The following is a 12,578-nucleotide window of genomic DNA, read 5'->3' as shown; positions in this document are numbered from 1 at the left end:
ATGTTAGAACTGAGACAAGTATCAAAAGCATTTGGCGACAAGCAGGTTATCGATCGCTTAGACCTGACAATTGAAGAAGGCAGCATCCTAGCGGTAGTCGGACCTTCTGGCGGTGGAAAAACAACCCTGCTGCGTACCCTGGCTGGATTGGAGACCATCGATTCAGGAACTTTTTTACTAGATGGACAACCTTTTGATCCCACGGATACGAAAAAACAAGAACAAGTAGTCGGTGTCGTTTTTCAAGACTTTCAGCTATTTCCGCATTTGTCGGTATTCGATAACATCACACTGGCACCAAAAATGGTATTGAAACAAGACAAAGCTAGCTATACCGAAAAAGCTGTTGCTTTGGCTAAACAGTTGGGATTATCTGAACTTTTAACGCAATATCCTTACCAACTTTCAGGAGGGCAACGCCAACGGGTAGCGATTGCGCGGGCGATGGCGATGGATCCGAAAGTATTGGCGTATGATGAACCTACGAGTGCATTAGATCCAGGTCTGCGCCAGCAAGTCGAAAAACTGATCTTAGATTTGAAAAAAGAGGGCGTTACTCAGATCGTGGTTACCCATGATTTGGTTTTTGCAAAAAATATTGCCGATCAATTATTAGAAGTTGAAGGGAACTAAGGAGGAAGAAAAATGAAAAAAATTGGATTAACGTTGTTAGCCGGAGCCAGCTTATTACTTTTTGCTGCATGTGGCAACAGTAGCGAGAAAGCAGAAAGTGCTGCAGACAAAGAGGAAGTCATCGTTGGGTTGGACGATACCTTTGTACCGATGGGCTTTCAAGATGACCAAGGGGACATCGTTGGTTTCGATGTTGACCTAGCAAAAGCCGTTTTTGATTTAACAGGAACCAAAGTCAAATTCCAAGCAATCGACTGGTCGATGAAAGAAACAGAATTAGATAATGGTACAATCGATATGATTTGGAATGGCTACACAAAAACAGAAGCCCGGGAAAAGAAAGTATTATTCAGCGATACTTATATGGAAAACAAGCAGGTTCTAGTAACTGCCAAAGACAGCAACATCACTTCATTTGATGCAATGAAAGACAAAGTTCTAGGGGCACAAGAAGGATCCTCTGGCTATGATACCTTCAACAATCAACCAGAAGTATTGAAAGACATTGTCGCCGATAATGAAGCAACTTTATATGCTAGTTTCAACGAAGCGTTTATCGATTTGGAAAATGGTCGGATCGATGGTCTTTTGATCGATCGGGTCTACGCGGAGTACTATTTGACTCAGACGAAAAAAGCGGACGATTACAATGTTATTGAAAGTCCCTTCAAAGCCGAAAATTTTGCAGTAGGAGTACGAAAAGACGATCAAGCATTGGCGGATAAAATCAATGAGGGATTAAAGAAACTGCAAGAAAATGGCACATTTGCTGAGATTTCCGAAAAATGGTTTGGAGAAGATGTTTCTCCTGAATAAATGAAAAACGATTGACGGCGACATAAGCCACAACAAAAACGATCACAGTAGCTACCTGGCATGAAGCGATTGATGAACAGGTGCAAGGTAGCTTAACTGTAGTCTTACTAAAGAGATTTTTAAGAAGCATTTCTTGTCTTTTCTCCTTTAGATCGTCTTTGTTTGATGGATTTATGGAGCGGTCTTTTTTTCATTAGTGGGATCTTTTATTTCTAGTAGTAAACTTTCTGACAGGAAAACTTTTGTTCGCCTTCTTTTTTCGTTATAATAGGTAGAGACGAAAAGAGGGATAAGAATGGCGCAAAAAAAACGCGCGAAGAAACGCAAAACAAAAAAACAACAAAAACAACAAGAGAAACTGATTCTAGTCGGCATCGGCTTGCTTTTCATCTTGTTTTCGATCTTTGGTTTTTTCCACTTAGGCTTTTTAGGAACGCTGATCGCTAACGGCTTTCGTATCATTGGAGGCAATACGTATCAAGTGCTTTGTCTCGCATTGGCCGTTTACGGGGGATGGTTGGCAATCAAGACCACAGAAGCTCGTTTTACGAGTTTACGTCGAGTGGTTGGCTGTGTGCTGATCTATTTGGGGATCTTAGTGATCCTACATGCGCATTTATTCAATAATGTCATGAATGAATCGCCGAATGTCTTGCAGACGACTTGGTCGACATTGCTGGATGATATTCGCCGCAGTCAAGTTTCACAAAATGTGGGAGGAGGCATGGTCGGCGCATTCTTCTATCGCGGAACCTATTTCCTTGTATCCCAGATCGGCAGTTACATTTTAGCTGTCTTGATGATCATGATCGGGGGCTTTTTGTTCAGTAAGATGAGCAGTCACGAGTTGTTGGAGCATCTGCAGCACGCTGGTGAAAAGGTTCAGCAATGGTTGGAAGGATCACCTGAAAAACAAGCAGCCCGCGAAGAACGAAAAGCGCAAAAAGCTGCTGAAAAAGCAGCGAAAAAAGAAGCAGAGCGTTCTGCTGTTTTGGCTGAGATCAAAGAAAAGAATCAAGTCCGTCCCTTCACGGAAGAAGAGCGAGCAGCCCAATCAGAACCAGATTTGTCGGAAATCGAACCAGAGCAGTTAAGTTTTGTGCCAATCGATCATTTTCAAGAATTGCCCAAAACACCGCCAGCTGCATCATCCTCTCCGGCTTCGGCACAGGAGAAAAAAGAAAGCGTTGAAGAAATGGAAGATGATGGCGAAGTATTGGAATTTGAAATTTCCGAAGAAGCAGAAAATCGCGACTATGAGTTGCCGTCCGCTGAATTGTTGGACTCGATCCCTGCAACCGATCAAAGCAGCGAGTACAAAAAAATCGAACAAAACATTGGTGTTTTAGAAAAGACTTTCCAAAGCTTTGGCGTCGATGCCAAGGTGGTAAAAGCTAGTTTAGGACCAGCAGTAACTAAATTTGAAGTACAGCCAGCAGTCGGAGTCAAAGTCAGCAAAATCGTTGGCTTAACAGATGACATCGCACTGGCACTAGCTGCTAAAGATGTACGGATGGAAGCACCGATTCCTGGGAAATCACTGATTGGGATCGAGGTGCCTAACAGTGCTGTCAGCATGGTTTCCTTCCGAGAGGTGATTGAAGCACAGCCGGATCATCCCGATAAGTTGTTAGAAGTCCCTTTGGGTAGAGATATTTCTGGCCGTGTCCAAACGGCCGATCTAACGAAAATGCCTCACTTACTGATTGCAGGATCTACTGGTAGTGGGAAATCCGTTGCAATCAACGGTATCATCACAAGTATTTTGATGCGGGCAAAACCCCACGAAGTCAAATTGATGATGATCGATCCGAAAATGGTTGAATTGAATGTCTATAATGGCATTCCTCATCTATTGACTCCGGTAGTGACGAACCCTCGGAAAGCAGCGCAAGCGTTGCAAAAAGTGGTTAAAGAGATGGAAGAACGGTATGAGAAGTTCGCTGCGACAGGAGTTAGAAATATCACAGGATACAATGAACTAGTGATCAATAAAAATTTAGAAGATGGTGAAAACCGACCAATCTTGCCATTCATCGTTGTCATTGTTGATGAATTGGCTGACTTGATGATGGTCGCAAGTAATGAAGTAGAAGATGCGATCATTCGTCTAGCTCAAATGGCGCGGGCTGCAGGGATCCATATGATCTTGGCGACACAACGTCCTAGTGTGGATGTCATCACAGGAATCATCAAAGCCAACGTACCTTCAAGAATGGCGTTCGCCGTTTCCAGCGGGGTCGATTCCCGGACAATCATTGACAGCAACGGCGCGGAAAAACTTCTTGGACGAGGCGATATGTTGTACTTGCCTATGGGTGAGAATAAACCAATCCGGGTGCAAGGAGCCTTTATCTCAGACCACGAAGTAGAACGGGTCGTGTCGTTTGTTACCGAGCAGCAGGGAGCGAATTACGAAGAGAAAATGATGGTTACCGAAGAAGATACGGCAAGTACCAGCAGTGGTCAACCACAGGATGAACTATTTGATGATGCCAAAGCATTGGTGATCGAAATGCAGACGGCAAGTGTCTCTTTATTACAACGCCGCTTTCGGATTGGCTACAATCGGGCAGCCCGTCTTGTTGACGAATTGGAAGACCAAGGGGTCGTAGGTCCTTCAGAAGGCAGTAAGCCTCGGAAGGTGCTGATCGAAGCAGCAGCCGAAGAAGTGCCGGGTTTTGATGAGTAACGTGCAAGTCCTCTTTTTGAGAGAGAATCAATGACTGGAAAGGCGAGGAAAGAAATGAAGCGTAAACATATTTTATATCGTGATGTGGCAGATAAAATCAAAGAAGACATCATGTCCGGACACTATCCTGTTGGTTCTTTTCTACCGACAGAAACCGAATTAGAAGCAGCCTTCAATGTGAGTAAAATCACGGTACGCAAAGCAATCGAGCTATTAGCAGCAGATGAATATGTCGAAAAGCGCAGTGGACGCGGGACCACGGTTTTAAGTAATCGACCTTATAACAAGTTGTCTAAAGGGACAACTTTCAGCCAGTTATTAGAAAAAACCGGCAAAGAATATACCAAGAAAAATCTTGATTTTAACCTAGTCGAGCTCGCAGAAGATCATCCAGCTTCTGCTTTGATGGGCAGAGAAGTCATGCGTTTGCGGCGCATGTACTATTTTGACCATCAACCATTTATTTATTATGAATATCATTTGCCCAAATTGTTAAAAGGCCTTGCCATGGAAGAATTGGAAGAAAAATCACTGTACCGTATTTTAGATGAACATCGGATGGTGATCGATACCTTTGAAGATTCATTTGCAGGACTGACGTTGAATGAGGAACAACAAAAATTTCTGATCACACCAGAGATTTCCGCTTTAAAGCGCGTCCGTCGCTCTTATGATCTGCATGGAGAAGTGGTAGAATATACAGAGGGCATCTATAATACAGCATTGCATCCTTATGTGATCGAGTTTGAAGCCTAATCTCTTGATTAGGCTTTTTTTACAAGAAACAGCGAACATAGGATCATAAATGTTAGAAGGAGTGAGTGTTATGAAAACCATCGCCTTTATCGGGGCCGGAAATATGGCAAAAGCAATTATCAAAGGATTGATCCAATCGGAACTATATCAACCAAAGGAAATTTTAGTCTACAATCATCGGTATGAACCGACACTTAAACAGTTGGAACAAGATTTAGGGATCACCCCTACATTAGAACTTTCTGAAGCCGCAGCTGCTTCCATTTTGATTTTAGCTGTCAAACCGTTTGTGTTTCCTAAATTATTGGAGGATCTAAAAGCGCAATTAAATGAACAACAGTTAGTTGTATCGATCGCAGCAGGCGTTACGATTGCGCAGATGGAAGAAGTTTTGGGTCAGCGCAAGATCGTTCGAGTGATGCCGAATACTCCGGCACTAGTCGGAGAAGGGATGACGTCTATCAGTAACAATCCGCATGTGACCGTAGAGGAAGTTGCAGAAATCCAAAAATTATTTGAAAGCATGGGAAAAGCAGCTCAAGTGCCTGAATCCATGATCGATGCTGTGATTGGGGTCAGCGGTTCTTCCCCAGCATATACCTATCTGTTCATTGAAGCATTGGCCGATGGCGCAGTCGCCGAAGGAATGACCCGCCAAATGGCCTATGAATTTGCTGCTCAGGCAGTTTTAGGCGCTGCGAAGATGGTGCTGGAGACCAAAGAACATCCTGGTGTATTGAAAGACAATGTCAGTTCTCCTGGTGGTACGACCATTCAAGCCGTAAAAACACTGGAAGAAAATGGCTTTCGTGCTGCGGTGATGAAGGCTGTTCATGCAGCTGCCGAAAAGAATCGTCAAATGTCTTGATTAAAATACTTATATTGAAACTGCTTGAGTATGAAGGAGAGAAGGAGTAAAGAGTCTATGAAAGAATTATTGATTTTTGATTTGGACGGATTGCTGCTAGATACGGAAAGAGTCTATCATGAAGGCTGGTTGGCACTTTTTGAAAAGTACCATCTACCGATCACATCAGCAGATATCGTTGCTTGGCGTGGGCAAAGTTGGCAACAGACAGCAACCTTACTAGCGAAAAAAGTTGGTGGTCTTCAACGTGTGGAGGAACTTCGGCAAGAACGAGAAGGGTACATTGAAGACCAATTGCTCAATGGAAACTTGCAGCCAAAACCATTTGCTCGTGAGACATTGGCTCTGGCACGAGAAAAAGGGTTAAAGACAGCATTAGCCACTTCTTCGATGGCTTTTCGAGGTGAAAAACTACTGGATCATTTTGAATTGCAGAATGCATTTGATTTCAAGACATTTGGTGACGATGTCCCAGCACACAAACCAGATCCGGCTCCCTATTTGCTGACATTGAAAAAAGCAGCACGAACCTCTGAATCAGCTTTAGTTATGGAAGACTCATTGCCAGGAGCTACCGCGGCAACTCGGGCAGGAATTCAAGTGGTGTTGATACCGGATCAAAGTTTCACTCATCATTTTTCAGCTGATGAAAAAGCAGGTTTGAACCTTTATGCCGAAACGACTTCTCTTGAGTACGTTTATCAACTATTGGCCACTGAGCAGTTGACAAACTAGAACAGGCACCAATGATCGTATCAAGGGAAACGGTCAATGGTGCTTTTTTTATGATTGCTTTTAGCAAACAAATTGTTCGTCTGCCAAAAGCAGTCGTGTTAAAGTTAAAGAAAAGATTAACAATAAGGGAAATTACGCGAAAAGTAAAGGGGTTTCATTTTGACAAATGGTACTTTTTGTCAAAAGGCTGATATCAAGGGAATCATTCCCATTGGCGGCGTACAAAAAACGTGGTAAATTATCCTTCGACGAAGAAAAGTGGGGGAAAGAAAATGAACAAAATCAAAAACGTGTTTTATTTATACAAATTAGACTGGAAACGAATTTTTAGTAATCCGATTTCCGCTTTTTTGATCATTGCTTTGATGATTTTGCCCTCGCTTTATGCGTGGTTCAATATCAAAGCATTATGGGATCCATATGGAAACACTAGTGAACTGCCCATTGCGGTTTACAGCGCGGATAAAGGCGCAGAATTCCAAGGGAAAGAGCTATCGATTGGGAATGAAGTGATCGACTCTTTACATGAAAATAAACAGTTAGGTTGGCATTTTCTAGATTCTAAAAAAGAATTAGTGGAAGGGGTCAAATCAGGTAAATATTACGCGGGAATTTACTTGCCTGCTGATTTTTCAAAAGATCTGGTCAGTTTTACCAGCGGTACGATCGTTAAACCGAAAATTGAATACTACAGTAACCAAAAAATCAATGCTATCGCACCTAAGATTACTGACAAGGGAGCAAGCAGTCTCCAAGAACAGATCTCAAAGAACTTTATTGAAACTGCTAGTTCTACATTAGTCAAAGTGTTCAACGAAATCGGGTATGATATTGATTCAAATCTAGTTAGTATCAATAAAGTCAAAAATATGATTTTAGAGACCGATGGCAATCTTGACACCATTGATAGTTACACGAAGCAAATTGTTGATTTGCATGACAAGTTCCCGGAAATCAAAGACAAAATCGCCAAAGCCGAAGAATTTACGGATTATATTCCTCAGGTCGATGAAATGGGGGATAAACTGATCGCATTGAATGACAAGCTGCCAGAATTAAAAAAACAAGCTAGTGTCATTCTGACATTGCAGAAAAAGATCCCTGAGATCCAAAATGCCGGCAAGCAATTAAAAATGATCGATGATGATTTTGATTCTATTGCTAGTACAATGACAGATGGTATTGATACAGCTAAACAAGGACTGCAAATCATTGATCAAGTACAAACCGCATTGCCAGAAATCCAACAATTAGGGGACCAAGCAACAGACTTTGCCTCAGCGACGAAAGAAGGTGCCCAACAGTTACAAGATGCGCTACCAAGTATTTCTAATAGTGTTCAAGTAACGATTGAAGCCGTTCGTCAAGTTGCGTCTTCAACCGCAAGTTGGTCAGAAGCGTTGAATGAGGCATTAGATGAAGAACAGTTAGCTAATGACCGTGAGTCTATCCTCAAAACGATTGATGGTTTTCAACAGAGCATCCAACAACAACAAAGTATGTTAGATTCTTTGATTACATTTTTAAATAGAATTGAAGGCTCAACAGAAAATACGCAAATTCAAAATATTATTACACATTTAAATGAGGTCAAAATCAAATTAACAAATCTATCTGATTTACTAGCGAGAGCAAGAAAAGCAGTTCAAGATGGTGATATTAAAGGAGTAAAACAATATTTAAGTGAGATAACAGGAGCTGCAAAAGAAATTGATGGACTTTTGGGATCCATTGATGTTCCTTCAATTACTAAAACAATAGAAAAAATTCTAAGTGATTTGATCACCACCATCACCACAGCTCAAGATGTATTGAAAAAAGCGCAAGCCATTGACTTCAAGTCTTTATTGGCATCAACCAAAAATGTGGTCAGCAATGCTATCAGTATCTTAGAAAAGTATCAAAAAGAATTACCTGCTATTAAGCAAGAGTTGCATGATGCCAATACGATGCTCAATGGTCACATGGATGAGATCGTCGCAGCCATCAACAAAGGGGCCGATCTTTACAACAATGAACTGCCAATCGTTGAAGATAAGTTAGGGATTGCGGCTGGTTTCTTACAAAATGACTGGCCAACCATCAAAGCTGAAATCACTTCGACCATGAACATGGTTGATGAGAAACTGCCAGATGTAGAAAAAGCATTGAATGCGGCAGTTGATTTGATCAATAATGATTGGCCAAATATCAAAACAGGCATTCATAAGGCAGCCAATGCGATTCGCAAAGGTGAAAGTGAAGTTGATCTAGGCGAGATCATCAAGTTGTTGAAGCTTGATGCAACTAAAGAAGCGGATTTCTTCAAACAACCAGTTGAATTGCAAACAAATGACATCTATCCGATTGCCAACAATGGTTCTGCCAGCACTCCATTCTATACAGCGTTGTGTTTATGGGTCGGGGCGTTATTGTTGTCAAGTGTGGCTACAACAGAGTATCATTTAGAGAAGAAAGATAAAGAACGCTTTACGCAACGAGAAACATTCGTTGCTCGAATGCTGACTTTCCTAACTATGGCCATTGCGCAAAGCTTGATCGTTACACTAGGAAATATGTTCTTATTAGGAGTAGATGTTCATAATCCGGTATACAGCGTCTTGTTCGCATTACTCGTTGGACTAGCATTTATGATGATCGTCTACGTCTTAGCCGGACTGTTTGGCAATGTCGGGAAAGGGATCGCGATCATTATCCTTGTTCTATCGATTTCTGGTGGGGGCGGAAATTATCCGATCCAAGTCTCTGGTAAATTTTTCCAATTTATTAATCCGCTGTTACCATTCACCCATGCAGTCAATCTGTTAAGGGAATCAGCCGGCGGGATCTATTGGCCAAACGCCATTCCTCAGTTGATTATTTTGTCACTGTTGTTTATTGTATTTGGCATCATAGGAACATGGGCTTATCCTTATCTAACAGATGTAACTAAGAAACTAAATAATGTCTCGAAAAAGAGTCATTTTTTCCATTAAAAAATCAAGAGCAGATAGGGCACGATGTTCTATCTGCTTTTCTTGAATCTTCTTGCGAATTCTGATAAAAAGAAGAGGGAGTTTGTTCAAATTTTTCATGCCATTTTCATTGACTTTTGTCGGTTTCAGGAGTAGCATACAGTCTTGTTAATTCAGTAATTATCAAAGAAATTTTGTATGTGCAATTATGATCTTTTTCATGAAAAAAGGAGTGTAAGAAAGTGGAATATTTGAAACGTTTGTTGGTCGGACGTCCATTGAAATCCGCGGAGAATGATGAACAAAAATTGACAAGGAAAGCCGCGTTGGCTTTGTTATCTTCGGATGCATTGTCATCGATTGCTTATGGGACCGAACAAATCGTTGTTGTCTTAGTTGCTTTGTCAGCTGCTGCTATCTGGTATTCACTACCGATCGCCGCATTCGTTATTATCTTGTTGATTTCATTGACCTTATCCTATCGTCAAATCATTCATGCGTACCCTCATGGTGGTGGGGCGTATGTCGTTAGTAGTGAGAATTTGGGCAAGAATGCAGGTTTGATTGCTGGCGGCTCTTTATTGATCGACTACATGCTGACTGTTGCCGTTTCGGTATCGGCTGGGGCAGAAGCGATTACTTCTGCCGTACCCGCTCTATATGGGCATCAGGTGGGTATCTCGATCACTATTGTTTTACTGATCATGATGATGAACTTACGGGGGCTACGAGAATCTGCGAGTTTCTTGATGGTTCCTGTATACACCTTTATCGCTGTGATCACGATCTTGATTCTTGTAGGATTATTTAATATTATCACTGGGGTACAGCCATTAAATGCCACAGCCTTACCAGGTGCTGTTGTGCCAGGGGTTTCTGTCGCATTGATCTTACGCGCTTTTTCTTCTGGTTCTTCTTCATTGACAGGGGTAGAAGCAATCAGTAATGCCGTGCCGTTTTTCAAAAAGCCGCGAGCAAAAAATGCAGCTGCAACATTGACGATCATGGCTGCGATCCTAGGTTTCTTCTTTGTGGGGATTACATTCATCAACTATTGGTATGGAATCGTTCCAGAAGCAGAAGTAACGGTCCTTTCGCAAATCGGAGCTGCGATCTTCGGTCACGGATTCATGTATTACGTTCTGCAGTTCGCAACGGCTTTGATTTTAGCAGTTGCAGCGAATACTGGATTCTCCGCATTCCCAGTGTTAGCCTATAACTTAGCGAAAGATAAGTATATGCCTCATATGTATCAAGATCGGGGAGACCGCTTGGGTTATTCTAATGGGATCATTACGCTGGCAGCAGGTTCGATCGTTCTATTGTTCATTTTCCAAGGATCGACGGAACGGTTGATTCCACTTTATTCGATTGGCGTGTTCATTCCCTTTGCGCTCTCACAAACAGGAATGGTAGTTCGATGGAAGAAAGCTGGTAAAGGATGGTTCTTGAAATCATTGGCCAACATCGTCGGAGCGTTGATTTCTTTTGCGATCATTGCGATCTTGTTTGTTTTTCGTCTAGGTGACATCTGGCCATTCTTTATCATCATGCCAATCCTACTGTTTGTCTTTTATAAGATCCATGATCATTATAAGAAAGTCGCTGAGCAGCTACGTTTGGAAAAAGAAGTGGCACTCCACAAATATGATGGCAATACCGTTATTGTATTAGTAGGAAATGTGACCCGTGTAAATATCGGGGCTTTGAATTATGCACAATCCATCGGAGATTATGTAGTTGCAATGCACGTATCTTTAGATGAAGATGTCAAGAAGGAAAAAGAAATCGAACAAGAGTTCAAACAAAATTTCCCGGATGTCCGTTTTTCTGTAGTGCATTCTTCTTATCGTTCAATTGAAAATCCAATCATTCGTTATGTAGATCTAGTCAGCAAAAACGCAACGAAACACAATTATACGACGACAGTTATCATTCCACAGTTCGTGCCACGTCGTCGCTGGCAAAATATTTTACACAACCAAACAAGTCTGCGTCTAAGATTCCGTTTATCATGGCGTGAAAACATTGTCGTAGGAACTTACAGTTATCATTTGAAGAAATAGATTAAGTTTTATAATCAAAAAAGACTATCTAACTCTAATATCGAGCGAGATGGTCTTTTTTGTCTTATTTTCAGCGAAGGAATCTTTTACCGCACATCAAAAATGATGAGAGAGTGTGCCTGTGATTCCTAAAAACGTTTAGCTGTAAAACATTTTGATTTTGATGTCTTGATCGTAATTTCCAAACCCTTTGCCAAACAATGTACAACCGCCCATATTTTCAGCATCTTCTTTTACCTCGACTCTTAAATGCCAAGTATCTTCATAAGCAGGAATATCCTTGATCGTGACGTCTGATAAAGGTTCTCCTTCCATATAAGTCCCATGATCCATGATTCGAATCGTCTTCAATAACCCATATTGATTTAAGTTATCAGGATACCAATCTGGCGTATACTTGCCGCGAATATCGGCGAAGTCACCGGGACTTGTCCAAGTTCCAAGCTCGATGCCATTTAAGCTAAAGGTAATGTCAGACGGCCAATTATTATTAGAAAAAGGGAATTCAGAAGAAATCTCCATGGAAATCTCCATCATCTCTAGTTTCTCATCTAGAGAAAGAAAATTAGGTGACTGGTACTCAACAAACCCTTTCGTAAACCAGAGGATGCGAGCATCCATTCGATTGGGGTCCATAAAAAATTTAGGTTCATCTACTGGACCGATAAAACCAGCAAGCGTGGCTAATCCACAAGTGGGTTCAACCGAATAATTTGTATAATGACCAATTGGAATTGACGTTTCTCTCGTATCGAATGCATTAAAGATTTTTTCTGGAAAATTGATATCGATATGATCGACTCTCAGACTAGATATCTTTCGCTGACCGACACGTTCTGTCTTGATAATTTTTGCTTCTTCTAGTTTTTTGATATGCATCGTGACGATAGCACTGCTTAATCCTAATTCTTGTGCGATTTCTTTCACATTCATTTTGTTTCTTGCAAGTAGTTGAATGATTTTGATCCGTACATTACTAGCTAACGCCTCATAGACGGGCAATGCTTCTTGATTGATTTCTAATTGCATCATTTCACCCCCATTATAGTTATAAATGA

General features: G+C 41.4%; 9 protein-coding genes. 8 read left to right on the top strand and 1 reads right to left on the bottom strand.

Annotation, left to right across the window (positions count from 1 at the left end):
* From EGX73_RS03165 to EGX73_RS03130, 8 genes are all read left to right on the top strand, one after another.
* Complete coding sequence (locus EGX73_RS03165; RefSeq protein WP_005470167.1) at window positions 1-633, top strand: amino acid ABC transporter ATP-binding protein; 633 nt, start codon at window positions 1-3, stop codon at window positions 631-633.
* Between the two features lie 12 nt (window positions 634-645).
* Window positions 646-1,449 (top strand): amino acid ABC transporter substrate-binding protein, encoded by an 804-nt coding sequence (locus tag EGX73_RS03160; protein ID WP_003128218.1) that lies wholly within the window; start codon window positions 646-648, stop codon window positions 1,447-1,449.
* 295 nt (window positions 1,450-1,744) lie between these two features.
* Entirely contained in the window at window positions 1,745-4,141 is a 2,397-nt protein-coding gene (locus EGX73_RS03155; protein WP_003128219.1) for a DNA translocase FtsK, read from the top strand.
* A 54-nt stretch (window positions 4,142-4,195) separates the two neighbouring features.
* Window positions 4,196-4,897, top strand: a complete 702-nt coding sequence (locus tag EGX73_RS03150) for a GntR family transcriptional regulator (RefSeq protein WP_003128220.1) — start codon at window positions 4,196-4,198, stop codon at window positions 4,895-4,897.
* A 70-nt stretch (window positions 4,898-4,967) separates the two neighbouring features.
* Complete coding sequence (gene proC, locus EGX73_RS03145; RefSeq protein WP_029486320.1) at window positions 4,968-5,765, top strand: pyrroline-5-carboxylate reductase; 798 nt, start codon at window positions 4,968-4,970, stop codon at window positions 5,763-5,765.
* Between the two features lie 57 nt (window positions 5,766-5,822).
* Window positions 5,823-6,500: an HAD family phosphatase gene (locus EGX73_RS03140; RefSeq protein WP_029486321.1), complete on the top strand. Its 678-nt coding sequence runs from the start codon at window positions 5,823-5,825 to the stop codon at window positions 6,498-6,500.
* 272 nt (window positions 6,501-6,772) lie between these two features.
* A complete protein-coding gene (locus EGX73_RS03135; protein WP_029486323.1) occupies window positions 6,773-9,475 on the top strand; it encodes a YhgE/Pip domain-containing protein in 2,703 nt (900 codons plus the stop codon).
* Window positions 9,476-9,696: 221 nt separating this feature from the next.
* Entirely contained in the window at window positions 9,697-11,520 is a 1,824-nt protein-coding gene (locus EGX73_RS03130; protein WP_003128226.1) for an APC family permease, read from the top strand.
* 138 nt (window positions 11,521-11,658) lie between these two features.
* On the opposite strand, the gene EGX73_RS03125 is transcribed toward EGX73_RS03130, so the two are convergent.
* A complete protein-coding gene (locus tag EGX73_RS03125; protein ID WP_123867077.1) occupies window positions 11,659-12,549 on the bottom strand; it encodes a transcriptional regulator in 891 nt (296 codons plus the stop codon).
* Between the last annotated feature and the right edge of the window lie 29 nt (window positions 12,550-12,578).

Source organism: Enterococcus sp. FDAARGOS_553 (assembly GCF_003812305.1).
GTDB lineage: Bacteria > Bacillota > Bacilli > Lactobacillales > Enterococcaceae > Enterococcus_D > Enterococcus_D gallinarum.
Note: the sequence above shows the minus strand (reverse complement) of the source record. Positions and strands in the feature narration are given on the sequence as shown.

Excerpts from the sequence above, each read along its gene's own strand:
- EGX73_RS03125 (WP_123867077.1), bottom strand. The coding sequence starts at position 12,549 with ATGCAATTAGAAATCAATCAAGAAGCATTGCCCGTCTATGAGGCGTTA.
- EGX73_RS03160 (WP_003128218.1), top strand. The coding sequence starts at position 646 with ATGAAAAAAATTGGATTAACGTTGTTAGCCGGAGCCAGCTTATTACTT.
- proC (WP_029486320.1), top strand. The coding sequence starts at position 4,968 with ATGAAAACCATCGCCTTTATCGGGGCCGGAAATATGGCAAAAGCAATT.
- EGX73_RS03165 (WP_005470167.1), top strand. The coding sequence starts at position 1 with ATGTTAGAACTGAGACAAGTATCAAAAGCATTTGGCGACAAGCAGGTT.
- EGX73_RS03135 (WP_029486323.1), top strand. The coding sequence starts at position 6,773 with ATGAACAAAATCAAAAACGTGTTTTATTTATACAAATTAGACTGGAAA.
- EGX73_RS03150 (WP_003128220.1), top strand. The coding sequence starts at position 4,196 with ATGAAGCGTAAACATATTTTATATCGTGATGTGGCAGATAAAATCAAA.
- EGX73_RS03140 (WP_029486321.1), top strand. The coding sequence starts at position 5,823 with ATGAAAGAATTATTGATTTTTGATTTGGACGGATTGCTGCTAGATACG.
- EGX73_RS03155 (WP_003128219.1), top strand. The coding sequence starts at position 1,745 with ATGGCGCAAAAAAAACGCGCGAAGAAACGCAAAACAAAAAAACAACAA.